A 23,332-nucleotide genomic window follows, 5' to 3' on the forward strand; every position below is an offset into this window, starting at 1 on the left:
TAGAATGTTTAAAATTGATTAAACAGACCATTCAAGAATATTTTTAATCCAAAATATCAAATTATGGATTAGGATTACTGCTCACCGACAACTTAATTAATTATTAATATCGACAAGAACTTTGGCGTAAGTTAAACCAGAAACTTTCAGGCTATCTTCTGGAGACAGAGCAATTTTAACTTCTACAACTCTGGCATCCACATCTGCTGCTGGATCTGTATTCAGCACATCTTTTTTCCCAATTTTTCTGCCAATATCAGTGACAGTTCCCTTTAATTCGCCGCTAAATGCGCCGTTATCACTGGTGATAGTAGCATTTTGACCAAGACGCACTTTACCAATGCTGTCTTCAGCGACTTCAGCAATTACAAACATTTGGTTGGTTTGGCCAATTTCAGCAATGCCATTTGCGCCGATCGCTTCACCCGATTTGGTGTAAACTTTTAAAATCTCTCCAGCGATTGGTGCTTGAACGTAGCTTAACCTTAGTTCTGCTTCGGCTTTTCTGACATTTGCGATCGCATTACTAACTTGGGCTTGCGCTACTTGCACATCGGTAGGACTAACATCTAAAATTCTGCTTAGTTTGGCCTTTTCTTCATCGATTTGTCTTTGCAAAGTTGCGACAGTTTTATCGCGGTTAACTTTAGCTTCGATTAACTGCTGTTGCAAAGTTGCTGAATTTTGTATTTGGTTGGCTCTAGCTTCAGCAAGTTGCTGTCGCAAGGTTGCTAATGTCTGCTTTAGGGTAGCTTGGCTTTCAGCCACCTGCTGATTAGCAGTTATTGCACTCAAGCGTCTTCTATCGCGCTCTTGCTGAGAAATAGCACCTTCTTTGTATAAATAATCATAGCGTCCGGCATCGACTTGAGCATTGCGCTGTTCGGCTTGAATACGCACAACCGTTGCTCTGAGAGCATCTCTTTGCCCACTAAGTTCAGCTTCTAGGCGATTCACGGTTGCTTGTTGGACAAGTTTATCACCACTTAACTGAGCTGCAACCCGCGCGATCGCAGCTTGCGCTGCATTCCTTTCGCCAATTAACTGTGCTTGTAAGCGAGCAATAACTGCTCTTTGGGCTTGAATATCTCTTGGAGAGCCAGCCCTGACTTGTGCTAAATTCGCACGGGCTTCTTGGACTTTCGCTTTTGCCTCTTGTAGTCCGGCTATTTGGGTATCGCGGTTGTCCAAAATTGCGACAATTTGACCTTGCCTTACCTTTTCACCCTCTCTCACCAGAAGTTGCTGAATTCGTGACGATGGCGCTAATCCTGATGATGGGGCGGACAATTTTACAACTTCGCCTCGCGGTTCCAAACGCCCTACAGCACTAATGCTATTGGTAGATGGCATTACTGGTACGGATGTAGCTAGTTTTCTTAACTGCTCAATTTTGGCCGTACCTAGTATCCCAGCAGCGATTACTACTGGCACAGCTACAGCGATACCCCACCAAATCTTAGGTTGTTCATGATTTAGTGTCTGTTCACTTGGTTTCGGCTTTTCAGTCACCCTTGACATAGTATGTTGCCCATTTACCTGAATTGTGCTGATGGAAGTAAAAATAAAAAGGTTTTTAATCAACAGCCAGCTGTTAGGACAAACAACAGTGGTTTCAAGCTGGGTATGGCTTAAAAATCCATTGTGTGATGAACGTTCAACACTATGGCTTTACAAAATGGTGTTTTCTATAGCCGCTCATTATGTATGCAATACACTTTGACCTCTCTCCAAACAGCTTTGAGGCTTACTAGGGAGTGGGGATAGGTCTGTATTGAAACTGAGAAACGCTATAGTAGCTGACTATTCAATAACTCTGAGTATTATTGAGACATGAGTGCAATGGGAGTTAGCAGAATTCACAAGCAGTATGAATCTAGATAAGATATAGAGACGCGATATATCACATCTCTATAAAAAATTCTAAATTGGTATGATGCGGTACTTTACTGCTACATTCACTACAGCTATAGTTAGTCACAAAATTGAAAAGAAACATCAAAAATAGACTGTTGCCTTTGTTGGACACAATCTTGCTACAAAAGTTAGTCTTCCTTAAGTCAATCAACGATTAACTAACTAAAAAATATCTGTTCACCCTGAGCGAAGTCGAAGGGTCAATTTAAACATTCCTAACATCAGAGTTTCCTTAACTTTCTGGTCAATGAGTTAGCTGTCTCTAGTTGTTTGCACCTACCAAGACAACAAACCATTTTGTGATATTCGCTTCAAAGACCTTACTATTCTCCCTGTTCTGTTTTGGAACTCCATAAAACTCTCGTTGAATGAATTCTACATTTATCCATTAGCTGAAAACGTAGCAGAGCCTACAGATGGGGGAGATGAGGGAGATGGAGGGGATGATTAAGTTGGCAGGTCGAATAAAACTGTGGTCATGTAATTTTCTGCCCAAGCTGGCCCAAAGGCTTTTTCTAGTACGCGGCGCGTTTTATCGTTTTGCTGTTGTTTGGTGCAGTAGTTGTGTTGTCCGGCGAGATTTTGGGTGACTTGTTCAACTGAAACAGGATGTGAGGCGATCGCTTGGATGCAATGAATATCTAAAAATTCTCGCACCCGCGACAAAAACATTGTTTCTTCTTCTGGGGAACTGGGGCGGACAAAGATACAAAAATCTGAAAAAATATTTCCCCATTCAGGTAATTCACGGGGTTGGGAAAAGTTAAGCACTGTTAGCTGTGTCAGTGCAGAAGTATAAGATTCTGGTAAGGTGCGTTCTACTTGGATAGGAGAAAGGTCTGCGATCGCAGCACTAATTTGACCTCTACCCCCAACTAAATCGCAACCAAACATCGGCAGGTTGTATTCTGGACGGGGAAACATGACGCAGTGCAAAATATCCAGCATATTGCCGATTTTTGCCAGTTCCAAGTGCATTTTCCGAAACTGGGGCGTTTGATAGCAACGGTTTTCAATCGTCAGTTTTTCGCCTTCTAATCTACCTTCCACATACCCCAACTCATTAGGCAAATGGTAAGGGGATAAATCCAGGTGCTGATGCCAAGCTGCCTCAATACAATCAGCTAGCTGACGAATTAGGGGATGTTGTTGCTCACGCAGCGAGGGCATAGAAGTAAATGACATATTCTAGTTGGGAATGCGATCTAATGGCCAGTCTACAACCTGTCGTGCCATACCTGTTGTGGTCTGCAATATAAGCAAACACTTGCACCCAGGCAACGTAAATTTATAAGACAGATGCTTTTCACAATGATTATTTATTTTGTAGTCTAGGTTACAGAAATAATTTTAGATTAGCCCATTTGTGAAGGCTAAAAGAAAGCTATGAAACTAGATTCTCATAGACCGGATTTTGCTGTGCAAGCAAGAAAGCACAATAATCTGGAAGGCTTACAGAGGTTCAGAGTTTCTACTTGGGTAAACCTTTTGCAACTTCCCAATCCCTTTAGTTTTGACGAAGCACTTTTATTGTGTCCGGTTTCAGCAGATGAGTGGCTAGCCTGGATTCCAGATCATGGCGAAGCAATACTCAATATCAGGCAATTTAGTTATTAGTTATTGGTCATTTGTCATTTGTCATTTGTCATTGGTTAATAACTTTAGACAAATGACTATTGCTGCCAGAAATCAGTGACATCGTATCCCAATTCACTTAACATCTGGCGCAGCAGGGGTAAACTGAGTCCAATTACATTGCTGTGACAGCCTGCAATTTTTTCCACGAAGAAACTACCAAAACCCTCAATGGCAAAGGCCCCGGCACACTTGAGGGGTTCACCAGTGGCAACATAAGCTTTAATTGCCTTCTCGCTCATTTGGGCAAAGTAAACTCTTGTAACTTGAGACTTGACTAAAGTACGGTTTTGGTCTATATCAATTAAGGCGTGACCTGTGTACAAGTCGCCAAAGTTACCTTGCATTATCTGCCAACGTGCGATCGCTTCCGAGATATCTGCTGGTTTGCCGTAAATTTCACCATTCATCGACAAAACTGAATCACAACCCATAATCAAAGCCGATTCAAACTGCGGGGCTACAGTTTGTGCCTTGTAGTCGGCAAGAGTTTTGACCAATTCTGCTGGTTCACTTAGTTCAATTTGCGACTCATCAAAGTCACTTGCTCGAACTATCGGTTCAATACCAACAGTTTGCAGCAAGCGGCGTCGGGCTGGGGAAGCTGAAGCAAGTACAAAAGGTGGAATTTTCATGAGATTTTAGAAAAATTTGTTAATTGGACATTGGGCATTGGTAATTAAGTTTCTTTCTTATTCCCCATTCCCATTCCCCATTCCCCAATTAATAGACAGAAAAAGAATTAACAACCTCATCAATCATTCGTTTAACTTTCTGCCAGCGTTTTTCAGGAATTGAGGCGTTGAAGGTAAAAAGTTTACCACGGCTCACAGCAACGCTGGCAATGTTGTGTCGTTCCTGTTGATTGGGGAGTTTAACCTCATACTCTAAAAGGTAGTATGTTTTACCGTCTACTTCTCGCTGTGCGGCATTGACTAATTCAGCCGAACGACCAGAGTCAGGAGGCGCGAGAGCAGCTTTTCCTAATTTATATCCTACTTCTGTTGGGGTTCCTAATTCTGACAAGGTTTTGCCTTCTGGAACTGGGCTAATTACAACCGAAACATTTTCAGACACCTCAATCAAATCGTGGAAAACCACATCTGGCCCATTGGCAACTTTAACTGGCAGCCAACCGTTAGGATATAAAAACTGATAGCCATCACTAGTGTCTACAAAGCTTTTGAGTCCAGCCGCAGCCGCTACATCAGAATTACTCAGACTGAAGCTTAACGCCAATAGTAAAATTAATACAATTCGTTTCCACATTTCTACAGATTCCTTTGGGCTGGAGACAACACTAGGCTTGCATCATTTCTCGTCTTTATTGTCCCACCAAGCGGGACGCTTCGGATAATGCATTAGCTTAGTGAAGCTTCAATCTCCAAATGTTGGCAAATACTTCCTGAACTACTTAGGTTCACGTTTAATCGTAATGTTGCAACCGAACCTGATATTACTTCTTGTAGTATTATTCCTCTCTTAAAAAACGTAGAGGCACACAGAGAATAACTCCGCGCCCCTCTGCGTAAACCTCTGCGTCCCTCTGCGTTTCAAAAAGAATTTAGTAAATAGGAGAGGCAGATAATTCTACCTCTCCTATGGGGATAAACTAAATTACTTAAAGCTCGCTAGCTTTAGTATCTGTTAGCTTTGTTAGGTTTGTGAACAAGAAAGCTGAGAATTTGGCACTGCTTGATGTTGTCAAAACCCACAACACGGATATAGCTAGTGTTGAATTGAGAACGGCATCCTTGAACTTCGCTCAATACTTCTTGAGTGGATTTAGCACCGAACAAAGGCAGCTTCCACATTGTCCAATATAATTCTGTTGGCTCAGAAGTTTCGTTGAACTCGATCGCTGGAATGTAACCTTGATTCAAAATGTACTGGATCTGCTTGGCAATTTGAGCGTCAGTCAAGGGTGGCAGATAAGAAAGGGTTTCGTAACGACGCTCTTTTGGTAAAGTTTGCATAGCTTTATGATAATGGGTTGCGATTTTTTACTACTAGGTTGACCGAACTAATTGGATAAGTTATCCAAATTCTGATCTGAAGTTGCTTGCTGTTCTGGTTGCAGACTGGGGTTAGATGTGTCTACTACTTGTGTGATGCGTTCTAAATGCTGGCGACGTTGCTCCATATTGCCTTGCTGAATGCCAGTGCGAACCATTTCCGGTAAAAATTCTGCAATTTCTTCGGCAATGTGTTCTCTGACAGTCATGATTCGCAAAGCCAAATCTGGTTTTTCTCGCAACAGTTGCTCAATGAATGACTCACCATTTTGAATTTTGCCAGACGAAAAGTTATGCAACCAAAGTTCTAATGGCGGATTAGTTTCGCCTAGCTGTGCCAATACTGTCCTTAGAGCCTGATAAGTCAGATAGCTTTGGAGAGTTTTGGCTGTGTCCTTCGCAATTTGCTTAAGATTCATGCTTGACCCCAGCCCTGAAGAGTTATGAGTTATGAGTTATGAGTTATGAATTAATGCAAATCCTAACTCTTAACTCTTAACTCTTAACTGTTAACCCAGATCAGACGGTATCCATTGCTTCAAACTCGAACTTGATTTCTTTCCACAGTTCGCAAGCAACAGCCAGTTCAGGAGACCACTTGGCAGCTTCGCGGATGATATCGTTACCTTCACGAGCCAAGTTACGGCCTTCGTTACGAGCTTGAACAACGGCTTCCAAGGCGACGCGGTTAGCGGTTGCACCAGGAGCGTTACCCCAAGGGTGTCCTAGAGTACCACCACCGAATTGTAGTACGGAGTCATCACCGAAGATTTCTACCAGTGCGGGCATGTGCCATACGTGGATACCACCAGAAGCAACTGCCATTACACCAGGTAGAGAAGCCCAGTCTTGGGTAAAGTAAATACCACGAGACTTGTCTTGCTCGATGTAGTTTTCACGCAACAGGTCAACGAAGCCCATTGTGATGCCGCGCTCACCTTCCAACTTACCAACTACGGTGCCGGTGTGGATGTGGTCGCCACCAGATAAACGTAGGGCTTTAGCCAATACACGGAAGTGGATACCGTGGTTCTTTTGACGGTCAATTACAGCGTGCATAGCACGGTGAATGTGTAGCAAGATACCGTTATCACGGCACCAACGAGCCAATGTGGTGTTGGCGGTGAAACCTGCGGTGAGGTAGTCATGCATGATGATGGGCTGTTTGAGTTCTTTAGCGTACTCAGCCCGCTTCAGCATTTCTTCACAGGTGGGAGCGGTGACGTTGAGGTAGTGACCTTTAATTTCACCGGTTTCAGCTTGGGCTTTGGTGATAGCTTCAGCAACGAACAAGAAGCGATCGCGCCATCTTTGGAATGGTGCGGAGTTGATGTTTTCGTCATCTTTGGTGAAGTCCAAACCACCGCGTAAGCACTCGTATACAGCGCGTCCGTAGTTCTTAGCGGAAAGACCCAATTTGGGCTTAATGGTACAACCCAGTAAAGGACGACCGTATTTGTTTAACTTGTCACGCTCAACTTGGATACCGTGAGGAGGCCCTTGGAAGGTCTTGATGTAAGCTACTGGGAAACGGATGTCTTCTAGACGCAGTGCGCGCAGAGCTTTGAAACCAAATACGTTACCAACAATTGAGGTCAATACGTTGGTTACAGAACCTTCTTCAAACAAGTCCAAAGGATAGGCAACGTAACAAATGTACTGGTTGTCTTCGCCGGGAACTGGTTCGATGTCATAGCAACGACCTTTGTAGCGATCGAGGTCGGTGAGCAAATCTGTCCACACAGTTGTCCAAGTACCTGTGGAAGATTCAGCCGCAACAGCCGCACCTGCTTCTTCGGGAGGAACACCAGGCTGAGGTGTCATACGGAACGCAGCTAGAAGATCGGTATCTTTTGGTGTGTAATCGGGTGTGTAATAAGTTAATCTGTAATCTTTAACCCCGGCTTGATACCCAGATTTGCTCTGAGTCTTCGTTTGAGCGTAAGACATAATTTTATCCTTCCCTGAAATCACTCTTGTTAATTATCAAATCACGTTTTGTGCAACTTCCCCTCACTCTGCGCTTACCCCCCTTCATCGGGGAAAAGATCGGGAAAATTTTTGTTAAGGATTGTTTTTGGCAAAGGTTAGCAGTTTTTTTGCGGCGGACACTTTGGTAGCGGTGGTAGCCCTCCTCACCAGTGTTTTCCCCTTCTAGGGGTACACGACCTAGCGCTTCTACTGTTCCCTCTTGCTAAAAATCAAAATTCTTGTTTACCTCTTCTTCGCACCCAACTAAACCTTCTCAATTCACCAAAACTTCTGCCTTTTGTGGGCAGCATTTAGATAATTCCCCCATAAATCAGGGTATTCAGGGGATTGGGCTGGCTGGCACACATTCCCGCCTTTACACTCCTTATATCTTTCCCTTTGGTGGAAAAGATACCAGAAAAGAATTTACTTGACAGAGATTTAGCAGAGTGGTGAGCAAAAGATAAAAGAATTACACACCACGTAATTTGTAACTTGTTTCACAATATATCAAGAATTCGATAAGTTATTCTTTGAAAGTTTTTAACTTATCTATTTAATTTTGTTATTACATAAAGATTTAAACTTTTTGTTACAAGAGCTTTACAAAGTGTCATCAATGGGATCTGGGGACTGGGGACTAGGGATTGGGGACTAGGAAATAAATAGGGTGAGGGAAATCAGGGACATAAATTGTAGGTTATTTAATTTTTATTCATTAGGAATACTTTCTTATTACCCAATACCCAGTCCCCAATCCCCATCCCCAGTGTTTGAAAAATCCCAGCTAGGGGAACACTGAAATTAACCCAAAGCCAGTTTAGGTAAATGCTATGGGTACTGTCTCCAAAGGAAATGTCACCGTGGTATTGTTTTACAAGCGTACTAGTTTATTAATTACTTCTATCTTGCTGGGGTTGATAGCTTTGCCAAATATGGGATGGGCGCAAAAAACCCCTAACATTAATTCATCTGATGTAACCCCCGCTTACCCATCTTCCGCACCGCCACCGCGAGTAGAATCTTTGCCTGATGAGCGGGGCGTTGAAGAAAATTCGCCGAAAACTGATTATCGTGTTGGTAATTTATTGGGAGATGTTGCAGGTAATCTTTGGGTAGGTTCTTGGCGGGGACTATCGCGGATCGATCCTAAAACCGGCAAGATTATTTCTCGTGTTAGCTTACCAAATGTTGCCATTGGTGCTTTAGCCCAAGACAAAGTAGGACGTTTGTGGGTAGGAAGTTATGAGGGACTAGTTCGAGTTGACCCCCGCACTAACGAAATCACCGCACAAAATTTATTTTTGCCTTCTAAACGCGTGTTGTCACTGTTACTTGACAAACGAGGTTATTTATGGACTGGAACCGATAGCGGTTTAGCTCTAATTAGTCCCGACCAAGGCTTGATTATGACAACATTAAAAAATCTGCCTGGTGTCAGCGCCAACGCCCTAACTTTAGATGCTGAAGGTCAATTGTGGGTTGGTACTCTCGATGGATTGGTACGGGTAAATACTGCTAGTGCTGCGATTATGAAGCGAATAGCCGATTTACCAGGGACAACTGTACAAGCTTTAGCTATTAGTCCAGAAGGGTTAATTTGGGCAGGAATGCCGAATAATTTGCTAGTTATTAACCCAAAAACTGGTGCAGTGTTGCGGTCTGTAACCCGCTTGCGTGGGCGTGATGTAACGGCGATACGTTTTGCTAAAGATGGTAGTGTCTGGGTCGGGACTAATAATGGTTTGTTACGATTAGATCCAAATACAGGAGCTGTATTAGACGGAGAAGTTGCTGGACTTCCTTCTAGTCGGGTTCTTACCCTTGCACCTGATATCGGCAATAAATTATGGATTGGCACTAGTGAAGGTCTAGCTTGGTTAATGCCCAAAACAGACAGTGCAAAACCCCATATTGCTTTCAGTCGCGCTGTTAAATGATTAGTTAAGAGTTATGAGTTAGGAGTTATAAGTTAAAAAATTTTTTAAATTCAAAACTCCTCACTCCTAACTTTTAACTTCTAATTCAGCACGGGCTAAACGCCCCGCTACCGCTAACACTACTCAGCACTCAGCACTCAAAAAATGGCAATCACTACCCAGCAATTAATTCAATGGAAACAACAGGGACGTTCAATTGTCGCGTTGACCGCCTGGGATTATGCGATCGCTCAACTCCTCGATGCAGCTGGTGTAGACTTAATCCTTGTGGGTGACTCTATGGCAGTAGTTTTAGGGTATGAAACAACACTGCCAATTACTTTAGATGAAATTATATATCATGCCAAATCTGTGCGCCGTGGGGTTAAACGGGCATTAGTAGTTGTAGATTTACCATTTCTGACGTATCAAGAAAGTCTGCAACAAGCGATGCACTCAGCTGGGCGGGTGCTGAAGGAAACGGGCGCTCAAGCGGTAAAATTGGAAGGTGGCTATCCAGCAATGGCCGAAACTGTGACTCGTTTAGTAGAAGCTGGAATTCCGGTCATGGGTCATGTGGGTTTGACACCGCAATCAATACATCAACTGGGTTTGCGACAACAAGGAAAGACGCAAGAAGCCAGTGAGAGAATTTTACAAGAAGCGATCGCTCTCGAACAAGCGGGTGTATTTTCTCTAGTGTTAGAGCATATACCCGCAGATTTAGCAATGCAGATTTCACAAAAATTGAGTATTCCCACAATTGGTATCGGTGCGGGAATTCACTGCGATGGACAAGTTTTAGTTACCTCAGATGTCCTCGGACTGGCCCAAAAGCATCCACCATTCGCCAAAGTTTACACAAATTTGCGCGAGACGATTACCAAAGCTGTGCAAGATTATGCCGCAGAAGTGCGAGAGCGAAAGTTTCCTTGACTTCATCATTGACTATGGTTGAAACTGAAGCAACAAATTTCTTTTCAGAAAACTAAGGTTGATTAAGAATCGTTTATCAATCATTAAATATTTATCTAAGAGTAAAGATTTTCTTCCGAACGAGGAACTGAATACTTGGATTTCACTTTGGGAAAAATTGCCCTAAGCCATGTTGATTCAGTCTTTCGGAAATCCTTTAAGCAGTACTGCAACCTAAATCAACAGTAATACCATTTCACTTTAATAATGATACAAATACGCTGGTAAGGGCATGGCATTGCCCATTGGTGTCAACTTAACGCGAAACCGCTTGTCCGCCGGGAATTGAAATTCCCATCTCATATCAATAAAGATGGTTCGTCCAATTCATATTACAATCGCTTGTCCGCCGGGAATTGAAATTCCCGTCTCATAGCTAAAGTCATCTGAAGATGACTAAATGTCGCCAAAAATCTCCAGTCTACTTCAGTAGACTTAAGCTATTAGCCCGAAAATTTATTTTCGGGCGGACATGGCAATGCCCCTACGATAAATCTATATGAAATCTATATGTATCAGGATTTTCATGAATTGGTATAACTACTAAAGAAATGTTAAATAAGCAGCTAATGAAGAACATAAAAAACCCCGACTTGATAGCCGAGGTAGATGGGAGAAGTCCAAATGTCGATGGGATATTGCAATACCGAAGTCTGTTTTTCTTAGTTAACACCCAACGCAACCAAAACTAGATAGGTCATAGACAAGGTGCAATTTTAGCTATGCGGCTTACTTTTGGTCTTTACTAAGCTATGTAAATAAATATAACAATAATATTACAAATGGTCAACTAGACTTGACAAACAAAGGCTGATATATTTTATAAGGACTACTTATCAAGGCAGTACGATCCGCAAATAAAACGGGTGTGCTGGGTAAGATAGTGGGATGAAAACGAGAACCGATCTTTTGGAGAGTAGAAAAACTAAGCGATTAGCTGCACAATTCAGGGTAGTTGGAATTAAGCCAGAGATTTGAGAAGCTAGCTACTAGATCGCGAAAGTCTTTACAATTCCTTTGTTGACTCAAAAAGTATTTCTCGACCTATGACGAATCAAGCTCCTATCCCAGTTATTGTCAACGGTGCTGCTGGTAAAATGGGCCGTGAGGTAATTAAGGCGGTGGCGCAAGCGCCTGACTTAAACCTAGTGGGTGCAATTGACCACAGTTTGGAACATCAAGATAAAGATGCTGGGGAGTTGGCAGGTTTAAGCGAACCTCTGGAAGTGCCAATTACCAATCAATTAGAACCGATGTTGGGGTATGTGGCTGGCGACAGACAGTCTCCTCCAGGGGTGATTGTAGACTTTACCCATCCCGATTCAGTTTATGACAATATTCGCAGTGCGATCGCTTACGGTATTCGTCCTGTAGTTGGAACCACTGGCTTAAGCCCAAAACAAATTCAAGACTTGGCAGATTTTGCCGACAAAGCTAGCACTGGTTGTCTAATTATTCCTAATTTTTCCATTGGGATGGTACTGTTGCAACAAGCTGCGATCGCAGCCTCAAAATATTTTGACCATGTAGAAATTATCGAACTGCATCACAACCAAAAAGCTGATGCACCCAGTGGTACTGCCATTCAAACGGCGCAGTTATTAGGAGAATTGGGTAAAACTTTTAACCCTGCTCTTGTAGAAGAAACGGAGAAATTACCAGGGGCGAGGGGCAGTATCGCAGATGAAGGGATTAGAATTCATAGCGTGCGCTTGCCGGGATTGATTGCCCACCAAGAAGTGATTTTTGGCGCAGCAGGACAGATTTATACTTTACGACATGATACGAGCGATCGCGCTTGTTATATGCCAGGAGTGCTACTAGCGATTCGCAAAGTCTTAGCGCTAAAGTCGTTAGTATATGGATTAGAAAAGATACTTTAAACACACTCTCAGCACTCATGTTAGTACCACTGACTCGCCAGAAATTTGAACAAGTTGTCCCCCTCATTGCCACTGGTTTGCAGTACAAGTACTACTGGGGGAAGTTCTCAAATTTTTTGCAACGGCTGTTAATTTCTGTAGTTGCAGTAGTTGCTATTTTAATTGCAACAGTTGTTTTCAAGCTTGAGTTTGCTTCAATAGTATTTGTGCTAGGGATAATTAGCGCTTTTTTTTGGCTGTGGTATCCAGTTTTTCAAGCAAGTATGCGGAATTTACAATGCCGCCGTTATAAATACGGTGGCTTTTTCCGTGGTCGAGTCCTAGATTGGTGGATTACAGACCAGTTGATGGGTAAAACCGAAACAGTCAACAACAAAGGCGAATTGGTGATTATAGAAAACCGAGAAAAACAGATAAACTTAGAGATAGGTGATGATACAGGATTTAGCATTGAATTTGTAGCACCATTGCGTCCTGCCCACAAAGTTATTACTCGCGGTCAAATTGCAGAAATGGTAGTGATGTCAAATCGCCCAGATTTGAGCAGTATTGATGAATTCAGCGATATATACTTTCCCAATCGTAACCTGTGGGTTAGCGATTATCCTTATCTGCGGCGAGATTTCTTTAACGAAGTCGGTCGCCGCTTGCGTGAAGACCAACAACAAAAGCCGCGTCGTCGGCGTCGTAGAGTAGAGGATTGAAGAGGTAATCAGTATAAGCTTCTCTTTCAGAAACGTACAATAGATAGACCTACACCCTGCATTTATCCAGGGTGCGAGTAATTTAATAATTACGAGCCGAATATCCCAAATATCTCGGCAGTTTGCTCTCAATCGCAAAACTTCTCAATGGTCGTCCAGGAGGTTCGAGCATTTAGATTCGGGATAAATCTCTCCTGCCTTCTTGCTAACGAGAGCATCCCACTTGGATGAGTTTTCCTTGCAAACGATAACTCACTGTCCCGCAGGCAAAACTTGCCGACTTAGGTTCTACATAAGGTTGTGTTGGCGGATTTTGTTTATCTAACCGCGATTTCCAATCGCCGGATATTTTTTCTAGAGTAGGATACTTGCTTAAAAATTGTGAGCCTGCAACAATATCGTGAGACCCTTTAACATTTATTTTAGAACTATTAATGTAGATATTATAATCATATATAACGTTTTTATTTTTAGTCTTATTATTAATGTTTTTTCCAGGAAAAGCATAAAGAATGTTCCTAAGAATTCTGACATCAGATGATGTATGAGCAAATATTTGCCCGCCATTAAGTTCTGGACTCTGGTTATTTAAAACAGCTGTGTTATTTACAATATCAACATGCTCGCTTAAAAATGCATGAATACCCGATCCACCATTATTAAATGCAAGATTATTTTTAACTAAAGTATATCCTTTATATGCACCCAGTTTTGGGTTTTCATCATTTCTTGTACTATCGATAATAATACCATTACCATCTGTAATCTTTCCAACTGCAATCCAAGGGATGTACATACGATTGTTGTAGGTTTTGTTGTTAGTAACAAATATTTTGTATCCCCGCTTGTTGTCATAATTCCAACTGCTCAATACCGAAATGCCACTGCAACCATAAACGCTATACCAGGCATTATCGAACACTTCGTTATTATCTATTGTCACATAGTCCGATTGAATAGCAGAAATGCCTGCTCCTCCACACCCATGTACCTTGTTGTTGACAATACGTATATGGTGACTATGACCATCTTTTCGTCCATCTACGTTAATGCAGTTGCCATTCGTTAGTGGGTTTAATTTGTTAGTTTTCTGACTCATCGCATAATCAAGGGTTATGTTGGCATTGTTTCCTATCACCTCCAACCCATTTATCTCAATATATGACGCTCCCTTGTGAATGAAAATTCCCTGCCATCCATTGTGTTGAATTTTCGGTTGATGTCCAGGATATGCTTTAAACTTAATCCATGCATTTGCTGTTCCAGAGCGAGTAATAGATACTACGTCCCCACTTGGTTTTGCATTCCTGTAAACTCCGTTCATAATCAATACTGTATCGCCGGGGTTAGTCAGATTTGCTGCCTTTTGAATTGTCCTAAAGGCGGATGAAGTAGAGAGTCCGCTATTTGTGTCATTTCCTGTACCACTAACATAGTATGTTTTCGGCGTTGTCCTAATGCTGAGTAGCTGATGGCTAGATAGAATAATTTGTTTGTTAGTGAATATCTGAGGGATGTTTTCAACTAAATATATTTTTATCCTTTCTCGCCCAACCAAAAGACCTAATACCACGGGAATTGCAAGATATGCGCTTAACCTGAAACCTCGAATTACCACAACAAAAGGCTCCTTTATAGGCACTACTTAACAAAAATATAATATCAGGATATGTCAGTCCTTTTAAATACTATTTGGCATCAAGGGTATCATAGGGTTGACTTATCCTAGCTCCCCCGATTTCCATCTTGTCCATAGGCTTGCCAAGCTAAGTCTACCAATCCATCAACGATCGCAGCTGCTACAACTGCATTACCTTTGCGGCTGTGAATTATAATGTGAGGCACTAGAGAGTCTTGTAAACGCTCCTTAGCTTCATCAACATTTACAAATCCCACTGGAGTTGCGATTATTAAAGCAGGTCTAATTTCCTCAACTTCAATTAAATCCACCAGTGCAGTCAGTGCCGTTTGCGCTTGACCTACCACAAAAATGCCCTCTGGATAACGCTTTGCTAAGGTTTCTATTCCCCATGCTGCGCGAGTTTTTTCTTTTTGAGGGCGTGTGAGAGCTTCCATACTGCAATACACTGGATTTGCAAAAGTGTTTTGAATGTCGTAGGCAATACCTACTTGTACCATCGGGACATCTACCACAATTGTGGTACGTGCGGCTAGCGCTGCTGCTCCAGCTTGCAAGGCACGCTCAGAAAAGCGAATCAAAGACTTATACTCAAAGTCAGCCGTGGCGTAGATTACCCGACGCACAATCTCATACTCTGCGGGTGAAAAGACATGATCGCCAATTTCACTATCAATGATTGCTAAACTTTGAGCATCAGTTACGTGCCATTCCATTTTTGTTGAGCTTCTCAAATATTAGCTTTCAGCTTATCAGCTTCAGAGAGTTAAGAGTTAGGGGTTAGGAGTTATAAGTTAATTAAACTACTCACTCCTAACTACTCACTCATAACTCATTACTAGAAGAAGACCGGCTGAAAATAGGAGATAGGTAGGCAACCAAGACGCCAATGAGAAACCCAGAGATATTGCGAACTAAAGGCAACCAGTCGCTTGTACGTGTCACAACTGGCCCAATGCCGAAGGCAATAAACAAGATTCCCCACAAAGGTGAGAAAATTAAAGCCCATTGCCAAGCAAAAACTTGTCCCTTATCGCGGGGTTGAGCTGCAAATCCACAAATCACCCCACCAATAACTGAGCTAATCAAGGTGAGAATCCATTGCTCTCGTGGCAGTCCGGGGACAACATTGCAACCCCCCTTGAGCAAACAGCCTTTAACCGATTCTAAGGCCTGTAGAATGGCTTGGTCTTCGCCTTGTTCGCGGACAAAATACAAATTACCGAAGCGGGTTTGCAGTTCTATCCAAAAAGTCCGGGGTAAAAGTTCATAAACAGCATCACCGACGCTAAAACTGAGGATGTTACCGCCACGAGAATCGGCAACTAGTAGAATGCTTTTGTCATCCAAACCCCAATATTTGATAACTGCCCTACCTGGGGTGCGGTCATACTGGGTCAATACTCGCAGTTTCCAGCCCGTATCGGCTTCAAACTGCTCTAATTCTTTGACAAGCTTTTCCTCTTGCAGCACAGGCAGAGATTTAGCTAAATCTACAACTGGGGTAAAGGTGTCAGGAAGTAACTCAGGATTGTCATAAGCCAGTGCTGGGGGAGAATGCATCACCCAAATTGACCCAGCCAGGAAAAATATTGCAATAGATACTAGAATTCGTCGCCAAAAACAAGATTGCATGGACGTTTTTATACAAATATTAACGGTAAAAGCGAACAAGTTGTTTTAAAAGAGTACTAGAAAAATGATAGTTCTTTACACTTGTTTACTTTACTCTAATCTAGGGGATCAAAGCAAAAGGTTTTTGGGGAGTGGAGAGTAGCATTCTTGATATATAAGGATAAAGCGTATTTTGTCAATCAGTTAAAATACCAAAAATATTCCTATGGCTAGGGAGAAGGGAGGAAGCTATAGATACCAGAGTTAAGGTTTTTTGATGAAAACTATAAATCACAAAGACGCGATAAATCGCCGTCTCTACAATAATCAGTCTTTTGTAGAGACGGCGATTTATCGCGTCTCTTGCCTTAACCTCTTTGTCAAAGTCAATTTTTTTAACGCCAACGCAAGGAAAATAATCTGGCTCGCTTAACAGGATTTTTAGAAGATATTCGTATATACCATATAACAGAAAAAACAGCAACAATTTACGGTCAAATTAAAGCAGCTTTATTCAATAAATTTGCACCCAAAGATAAAAATAAGCGGCGAAAAACTAAAATTGTTGATTTAGGTTTTGAATTTTTGGTCAATCTTCCTCATCAAAATTGCTTTCCCAGCTAGCAGCGTCGTTATAACCGTCATTAACGCGGTATACCTCTGCTTTGCTCCGACGATTTTCTTGCCTCAGCACTTCTCGTTCTCGCAACGTTAGAGGTGGTTTCTCATTGTTTGGCAAGCGATCGCTCGTCCGCCTTACGGGTTTTTGGCGCGTGAAGTTTTTCCAAGCAGCTTTCGCGCCAATAAAGATGCTGCGCGTACCTACTTGCAGATTTTGAGCCTGAATTCTTGCACTATCAAGACTTTGGTCAACTTGTTTCACGACTTGACTAGCACTTTTTACACCTTCACTGACATCATCAGTTAAGTCAGTGATTTCTAAGCCAGTCACGCGGATAGCTTCTAAAGTAGGTGGTAACTCCCGTGAGAGAGTATCAAAAAGCTTTTCTGCACTGCGAGCCGCGCGTGCTAACTCCTGCAAAGCCGGTATCGCCGCCACTAAAACCGCAGTCAGGCTTGTGGCGACTAAAAGTAAGGAAAGTCCCAACCAAAACAGGGGTTCAATCACGGTTATGTCATTTATGAGCGTTCTAATGGCTGGGGAAGCGAATCTGAGTCTTCAACAGATGTTTGTCGCTTCAAGACTTGGCTTTCTCGCTGGCTGGCATCTACACCTGCTGCGATCGCTTCCCTTAATCTATCTAAAGTCTCATCCCAGTTTCGCAGTGCGCTAGCAGAGAGACGATCTGCCTGAATTTGCACACTCATTGATAAGTCTTCTGCCAATTCTGGGATAGCATTGGCAGATTTTTTCAAAATTTTACGCGTTTCGCGCCCTGTGCGTGGAGCCACGAGTAAACCGGTTAAAGCACCGATAGTAGCTCCCAGCATCAAACCGCTAATAAATACTCCAGAACGGTTATTAGACATCTTATTGTTTCTCCCATTACACCCATTTTAGGTGGGTTTTCTCCCCTTGTAAGACTCAACTGATTTTATTCAGTTAATCTATGGTGACAAAATATCAGCCAGAAATGTTGCTTTTATTCATTAATACTAAAAGCATTGATTACTTAATAATTCAAAACTCTCCCTATCTCCCAAAGTTTTGATACCTCTGGTGGGGGTCGCTTTGTGTTATGTCTTGGGTAGTTCCGTACCCTTCTACTGGGGGAGACGCTCTTAATAATAAAGCTTTGAGGGTATGGAAAGGGGAAGCGATATAAACCTTTCGACGCTCCCATCTCACGACGAGACGACGGTATTTGCGTTAAAGCTATAGTTATACAAATATTTACATAGATCAAATATATAAAAAATATCTGGTGTATTTGGGTACAATTACTAAATTGTTACTCATTTATATTAGTAAATGCATTGGTATAAATAAAAATAATTATCAAAACTGTAAGCAATGGGTAAACTAACTACTGATGATTATCCCAAAAGTTTACATACATTGTGTTTCTACAGACTACAAATCTCAGATTTTAGTTTTTGTCTCAATTCAATATAAAATCTAAAACTTAAAATCCAAAATCAACATGGCAGACCTAACTCCTAATTCTAGTTTTAGTTTGACACTGCGCTTGCAGATTCCCAATCGTGTAGGGATGTTGGCGTCGGTAACACATGCGATCGCAACTACTGGCGGTAATCTCGGTCAAATTGATTTAATCGAGCAAACCCGCAAGGAGTCCACCCGCGATATTACTGTGGATGCTGCTAGTACTGAACACGCTGAAACCATTGTGCAAGCAGTCAAAGCATTGCCAGACATTAAGTTACTCAGTGTTTACGATCGCACCTTTAATTTGCATCGCGGTGGCAAAATCAGCATTACCAGTAGAATTCCCCTGAAGAGTGTTTCCGATTTGGCAATGGCTTACACGCCCGGAGTTGGTCGAATTTGTACAGCGATCGCTCAAGATCCAGAGGAAGTTTACAACTTAACCATCAAACAAAACACCGTTGCTATTGTTACCGATGGTAGTGCCGTTTTGGGTTTGGGAAATCTTGGCCCCGCAGCCGCCCTACCAGTCATGGAAGGCAAAGCTATGCTATTCAAGGAATTTGCAGGGCTGGATGCTTTTCCCATTTGTCTCGCTACCCAAGATACAGAAGAAATTATCCAGGCAGTTAAGAATATTGCTCCGGTATTTGGGGGCGTAAATTTAGAGGATATTGCTGCACCTCGCTGCTTTGAAATCGAAAAGAGATTGCGCGAAGAGTTAGATATCCCCGTTTTTCACGATGACCAGCATGGTACAGCAATTGTCACCTTGGCGGCGTTATTTAATTCTTTGAAACTGGTACATAAGTCCTTAGCAGAAATCAAGATTGTGATTAACGGTGCTGGGGCGGCAGGAGTGGCGATCGCTCGGTTACTCCGTAAAGCTGGGGCAGAAAATATCTGGATGTGCGACTCAAAAGGGATTATCTCTACAAATCGCACCGATTTGACAGAGGAAAAACTTGAATTTGCTGTGAAAGGTCAGGGTACATTAGCAGGTGCAATGCAAGGGGCAGATGTGTTTATTGGAGTCAGCGCACCAGGAGTTTTGACACCAGAAATGGTGCAATCGATGGCCAAAGATCCAATTGTCTTTGCAATGGCAAATCCGATTCCAGAGATTCAGCCAGAATTAATCAGTAAAGATGTTGCAATCATCGCAACCGGTCGCAGTGATTACCCAAATCAAATTAATAACGTCCTTGCTTTTCCTGGAGTATTCCGTGGTGCTTTAGATTGTCGGGCACAGACAATTACCATCAAAATGTACCTCGAAGCCGCAAGTGCGATCGCCTCTTTAGTCAAGCCTTCAGACTTGAATCGGGAACATATTATTCCTTCAGTCTTTGATGAGCGCGTCGTCACTGCTGTTTCTGCTGCTGTGCAACGCGCCGCGCGTGAAGAAGGTATCGCGCGGAATTAATTAACTAAAATAATCACTTTTATGGGATGGGTGTCTCGCTCGTCCCTGAGTTTTTTGGCTGCAATCAATTTGGGCTATGAACTGATGTTAAACAGATGAGAATTGATGCATGATTGGTGATTAGATGAGTTGGAGCTACCAATTGAGGAGCAAAGTAACACATCTAAAACACCGTCACTTTGTCAACTGTTTGCAATGAAGTATCAAGTTGGGGACGAGTTTTTACAAGAACTACCACTGATTTTAGGGGGGCCAATCCTCAAACATACTGAGCCAGAGTCTGTAACAGTATGGGTGGCACTCAAACAATCTTGTCAGGTAGAACTTAAGGTTTATGACACAACAAATGATGGTGAAGTAATAGGAAATTGCTTATTCGAGGGAGAACGCTCTACCTTTGCTCTGGGTAAGTATCTTCATGTAGTTGCGATCGCGGCTCGGTCTACAATTGGACATCGCCTAACTGGAGGTCACATCTATGCATACGATCTCCAGTTTACTGTTGCTAACCAAACCACGGAAACTCTGCAACAAGCATTATGTTCAAACTCCTCTCCTCTAGTTAACATCAGCTACTTTGATCATCAAAAACCAACCTTCGCTCTACCGCCAAACCGTCTTCAAGATTTGCAAATTGTCCATGCTTCCTGCCGTAAACCTCATGGTCATGGGTTTGATGCACTGCCAATTCTCGACACTATAATTCAGGCGTCAGCAAATCAACCCCAGCACCGACCTCACCAGCTGTTTCTCACGGGAGATCAAATTTATGGAGATGATGTAGCAGATCCGTCGTTGTGGGTTGCCACTACTCTTGGTGATGCCCTTTTGGGTTGGGAAGAACAACTTCCGGTGAATGGAGTGTACTGTACTCCCCAGCAGCTACCACCTGGAGAGCGAGCTGATGCTGCGACAAATCAAGCTGGCTTGACCGCAGGATTACATAATAAAGCTGAGAAGGTCAACAGTCATCTTTTTAGTCTGGGTGAATATTACGCTACTTATTTACTAGCTTGGTCGCCAGTGTGCTGGCCGACAAAATTTCCCAAAGGAGAGCAAGTAACACGCGATCGCCATGCTATCAAAGACTGGAATCGCGCAGTTAAGCATTTGCGACAATTCATTTATACCCTTTGGAAAGTGCGCCGCGCCCTTGCCAATATCCCCATGCACAGCATCTTTGATGACCATGATGTTAGTGATGACTGGAATTTGAACCAAGCTTGGTGTTTGCGAGTGTTGGGGCGGCCATTAGGGCGAAGAATAGTCCAAAATGCCTTGTTAGCCTATTCGGTATTTCAAGCATGGGGCAATACACCAGGGCAATTTGCACAAGGAAAACCAGGTGAAAAGCTGTTGGCGGCTGCACAAGCTTGGTCAGCTTCTCAAGGAACGGATGCAAAGGCTGATGAAGCGATCGCTCGTTATGTAGGTATGCCAGCCAACGATCCCCATACAGACTTACCTATTTTAGTCCGAGACGGTGCAGTATTTATTCTGGATCGAGATCCTGAAGCGCTGACTTGGCATTACATAGTTAGAAGCGATTGCCATGAAGTAATTGTGCTGGATACACGTACATGGCGGGGTTATCCAGCCGATCAAAAACCAATTGCTCCACCGATGCTGTTGTGTCCCAAAGCCTTTGAGCAACAACTACTTTTACCTTTACAAGAAGTAGATGAACAAACTCAGATTAAAACTACATTTGTGATTGCGCCCACAAATGTATTTGGATTACAAGTGATTGATTGGATTCATCATTGGCAGTTAAAACAGGAGAAAGTTTTTTCAACCGATGTTGGAGATGCCTGGAACATTAATGTTGAAGCACTGGCAAAATTCCTAACTACTTTGTTTGAGGAACGTCAACAAGTCGTGATTCTATCTGGGGATATTCACTACAGTTCAGTTGCTCACTTATCTTATGCACGCACCCATTCCAAATTACAATCTGTCTTGGTACAGTTAACCGCTAGTGCATTGAAGAATGAAGAGATTTTGACGCGGCTGATTCATACACGATTGAAACATTGGCTCCTCCCAGAACACGTAAGACATTGGATCGGCTGGAGCAACCCACCCAATATGGTAGAAATTTCCGAGAAACAATTAGACCATAATCGTCAGCTGCTGAATGACTCTGACTGGCATTGTGTGCTGGAGTGGATACCGAGAAACAGTGTTCAGACTTCTACCTACACAGCAGATATATTATCCTTGATAGCTCCTTGGAAACGAGCCGAAAATGCCAAATGGAAATGGTTACAACCGTTGAGTTTTTGGAAATCTCGTTGGTTTCAGGAGGGACGAGAGGTAGTTGGATTGAATAATTTAGCTCTGGTTCACTTTGAGTTAGCAGATGAGAGTAGTACTTGCAAAGTTATTCAAGATTTGTACTGGTTTTCTTGTTGGTATCCAACCCAAATTGTTTACAGTCGTTTTGAGAGCCAATTAACGCCCAATCAATCTTTATTACGATGACCAGCTTTGCTGTGTGAATGGAAATTTTAGTTGTATATGTGGGCACTCTAGATGGAAGAAACTTACTGGAGAGTGATTTCTATGTCTACGACCCCAATTAGTGCAACATTGGCACAAACAGACAGAGATGCTGTGTTGCAAGCCATTACCATCATTAAAGAAAAATTACCATTTTTGGTTGATTTGAGTGCCGACGATCGCAAGACTTTACCCAAGATGGGAGATAAGAGTCGGGCGTTTGTGAGTAAAGCATTAGAGGTGGCGGCGCAGAACCCAGAGTTTTTACCGCGATCGTTTGACTTGGATGAAATGCGGAAAGACGTGCAATTATTTGAAGCGTTGTATCCGGTGTTGTTGTCGTTGACGCAGTTACAAGAGTTGGTAGATGATACATCTCTTGCAGTCGGTAGTGAAGCTTATGCAGCCGCGTTACAGGTTTATAACTACGCCAAAGCCAGTGGACAGGGCGCGGGTTTAGATGCAGTAGTTGTGGAAATGGGACAACGATTTGCTCGTAAACCTGCAAAATCCAAGTCTCAAAAAGCAGCATTGTAGAAAATAGCTCACTATTTGCACTTAAAATGCGCAACGTTGAAGCTCAAAATTTGGATGTTGGAGTTAAAAGCACAACATTTCGAGTTCTGAGCTTCTTTTTTTGAGTTCAAAGGCTCAACGTTCAAGCAAAAAGGTGCAACTTCCGAGTTCAAAGGCTCAACGTTCGAGTAAAAAGGTGCAACTTCCGAGTTCAGAGGCTCAACGTTCGAGCAAAAAGGTGCAATTTCCGAGTTCAAAGGTGCAACGTTCAAGCAAAAAGGTGCAACTTCCGAGTTCAAAGGCTCAACGTTCGAGCAAAAAGGTGCAACTTCCGAGTTCAAAGGCTCAACGTTCGAGTAAAAAGGTGCAACTTCCGAGTTCAAAGGCTCAACAGTCGAGTAAAAAGGTGCATATAACCTATATATTACCCCCCTTTTTAAGGGGGGCAGGGGCAGGGTGGTTTCATACAAAGAAAGAAAAATAATAATGATTTGTAGAGGGTGGAGAAAAATTGATAGATAAAAAGTATGAATCTCATCGAACAA

General features: G+C 42.6%; 20 protein-coding genes. 8 read left to right on the forward strand and 12 right to left on the reverse strand.

Features of this window, described 5'->3' with window-relative positions:
• Positions 1-96: 96 nt before the first annotated feature.
• Both V7K61_RS01285 and V7K61_RS01290 read right to left on the reverse strand, forming a co-directional pair.
• Complete coding sequence (locus V7K61_RS01285; protein ID WP_335050240.1) at positions 97-1,521, reverse strand: HlyD family efflux transporter periplasmic adaptor subunit; 1,425 nt, start codon at positions 1,519-1,521, stop codon at positions 97-99.
• 843 nt (positions 1,522-2,364) lie between these two features.
• Positions 2,365-3,102 (reverse strand): phycocyanobilin:ferredoxin oxidoreductase, encoded by a 738-nt coding sequence (locus V7K61_RS01290; RefSeq protein ID WP_104905050.1) that lies wholly within the window; start codon positions 3,100-3,102, stop codon positions 2,365-2,367.
• Between the two features lie 201 nt (positions 3,103-3,303).
• Here V7K61_RS01290 and V7K61_RS01295 point away from each other — a divergent pair, with 201 nt between their 5' ends.
• Entirely contained in the window at positions 3,304-3,534 is a 231-nt protein-coding gene (locus tag V7K61_RS01295) for a hypothetical protein (protein ID WP_335050242.1), read from the forward strand.
• 56 nt (positions 3,535-3,590) lie between these two features.
• On the opposite strand, the gene V7K61_RS01300 is transcribed toward V7K61_RS01295, so the two are convergent.
• The 5 genes from V7K61_RS01300 to V7K61_RS01320 form a co-directional block, all read right to left on the reverse strand.
• A complete protein-coding gene (locus V7K61_RS01300; RefSeq protein ID WP_335050244.1) occupies positions 3,591-4,187 on the reverse strand; it encodes a Maf family protein in 597 nt (198 codons plus the stop codon).
• An 88-nt stretch (positions 4,188-4,275) separates the two neighbouring features.
• A complete protein-coding gene (gene psbP, locus V7K61_RS01305; RefSeq protein WP_335050246.1) occupies positions 4,276-4,821 on the reverse strand; it encodes a photosystem II reaction center PsbP in 546 nt (181 codons plus the stop codon).
• Positions 4,822-5,189: 368 nt separating this feature from the next.
• Positions 5,190-5,528 carry a ribulose bisphosphate carboxylase small subunit gene (locus V7K61_RS01310; protein WP_094327886.1) on the reverse strand — a complete coding sequence of 113 codons (339 nt, stop codon included), beginning with the start codon at positions 5,526-5,528 and terminating at the stop codon, positions 5,190-5,192.
• Positions 5,529-5,575: 47 nt separating this feature from the next.
• Positions 5,576-5,986: a RuBisCO chaperone RbcX gene (gene rcbX / locus V7K61_RS01315; RefSeq protein WP_335050248.1), complete on the reverse strand. Its 411-nt coding sequence runs from the start codon at positions 5,984-5,986 to the stop codon at positions 5,576-5,578.
• A gap of 100 nt (positions 5,987-6,086) precedes the next feature.
• On the reverse strand, positions 6,087-7,517 hold the full coding sequence (locus V7K61_RS01320) for a form I ribulose bisphosphate carboxylase large subunit (RefSeq protein ID WP_229470486.1): 1,431 nt from the start codon (positions 7,515-7,517) through the stop codon (positions 6,087-6,089).
• A gap of 854 nt (positions 7,518-8,371) precedes the next feature.
• On the opposite strand from V7K61_RS01320, the gene V7K61_RS01325 reads away from it, so the two are divergent.
• The 4 genes from V7K61_RS01325 (at position 8,372) to V7K61_RS01340 (ending at position 13,019) form a co-directional block, all read left to right on the forward strand.
• A complete protein-coding gene (locus tag V7K61_RS01325; RefSeq protein WP_335050252.1) occupies positions 8,372-9,478 on the forward strand; it encodes a ligand-binding sensor domain-containing protein in 1,107 nt (368 codons plus the stop codon).
• Between the two features lie 144 nt (positions 9,479-9,622).
• Positions 9,623-10,393, forward strand: coding sequence for a 3-methyl-2-oxobutanoate hydroxymethyltransferase (gene panB, locus V7K61_RS01330; RefSeq protein WP_335050254.1), 771 nt, complete (start codon positions 9,623-9,625; stop codon positions 10,391-10,393).
• A 1,085-nt stretch (positions 10,394-11,478) separates the two neighbouring features.
• Complete coding sequence (gene dapB, locus V7K61_RS01335; protein ID WP_179063828.1) at positions 11,479-12,315, forward strand: 4-hydroxy-tetrahydrodipicolinate reductase; 837 nt, start codon at positions 11,479-11,481, stop codon at positions 12,313-12,315.
• 17 nt (positions 12,316-12,332) lie between these two features.
• Positions 12,333-13,019 (forward strand): phosphate ABC transporter permease, encoded by a 687-nt coding sequence (locus tag V7K61_RS01340; RefSeq protein WP_335050257.1) that lies wholly within the window; start codon positions 12,333-12,335, stop codon positions 13,017-13,019.
• Positions 13,020-13,224: 205 nt separating this feature from the next.
• Here the strand turns inward: V7K61_RS01340 and V7K61_RS01345 are convergent, their stop codons facing one another.
• The 5 genes from V7K61_RS01345 to V7K61_RS01365 all read right to left on the reverse strand — a co-directional run bounded on the left by V7K61_RS01345 (position 13,225) and on the right by V7K61_RS01365 (position 17,763).
• A complete protein-coding gene (locus V7K61_RS01345) occupies positions 13,225-14,637 on the reverse strand; it encodes a right-handed parallel beta-helix repeat-containing protein (protein ID WP_335050259.1) in 1,413 nt (470 codons plus the stop codon).
• Positions 14,638-14,744: 107 nt separating this feature from the next.
• Positions 14,745-15,374, reverse strand: coding sequence for a precorrin-8X methylmutase (locus V7K61_RS01350; protein ID WP_335050261.1), 630 nt, complete (start codon positions 15,372-15,374; stop codon positions 14,745-14,747).
• Between the two features lie 109 nt (positions 15,375-15,483).
• On the reverse strand, positions 15,484-16,293 hold the full coding sequence (locus V7K61_RS01355; protein WP_335050263.1) for a TPM domain-containing protein: 810 nt from the start codon (positions 16,291-16,293) through the stop codon (positions 15,484-15,486).
• 568 nt (positions 16,294-16,861) lie between these two features.
• Positions 16,862-17,401, reverse strand: a complete 540-nt coding sequence (locus V7K61_RS01360) for a DUF948 domain-containing protein (protein ID WP_335050265.1) — start codon at positions 17,399-17,401, stop codon at positions 16,862-16,864.
• An 11-nt stretch (positions 17,402-17,412) separates the two neighbouring features.
• Positions 17,413-17,763 (reverse strand): YtxH domain-containing protein, encoded by a 351-nt coding sequence (locus V7K61_RS01365; protein ID WP_335050267.1) that lies wholly within the window; start codon positions 17,761-17,763, stop codon positions 17,413-17,415.
• 614 nt (positions 17,764-18,377) lie between these two features.
• Here V7K61_RS01365 and V7K61_RS01370 point away from each other — a divergent pair.
• From V7K61_RS01370 to V7K61_RS01380, 3 genes are all read left to right on the forward strand, one after another.
• On the forward strand, positions 18,378-19,769 hold the full coding sequence (locus V7K61_RS01370) for a malic enzyme-like NAD(P)-binding protein (RefSeq protein ID WP_335050269.1): 1,392 nt from the start codon (positions 18,378-18,380) through the stop codon (positions 19,767-19,769).
• 195 nt (positions 19,770-19,964) lie between these two features.
• Complete coding sequence (locus tag V7K61_RS01375; RefSeq protein ID WP_335050271.1) at positions 19,965-22,253, forward strand: PhoD-like phosphatase; 2,289 nt, start codon at positions 19,965-19,967, stop codon at positions 22,251-22,253.
• 81 nt (positions 22,254-22,334) lie between these two features.
• Positions 22,335-22,808 (forward strand): hypothetical protein, encoded by a 474-nt coding sequence (locus V7K61_RS01380; RefSeq protein ID WP_335050274.1) that lies wholly within the window; start codon positions 22,335-22,337, stop codon positions 22,806-22,808.
• Positions 22,809-23,332: the final 524 nt, after the last annotated feature.

Source organism: Nostoc sp. (genome assembly GCF_036918015.1).
Classification (GTDB): Bacteria; Cyanobacteriota; Cyanobacteriia; order Cyanobacteriales; family Nostocaceae; genus Nostoc.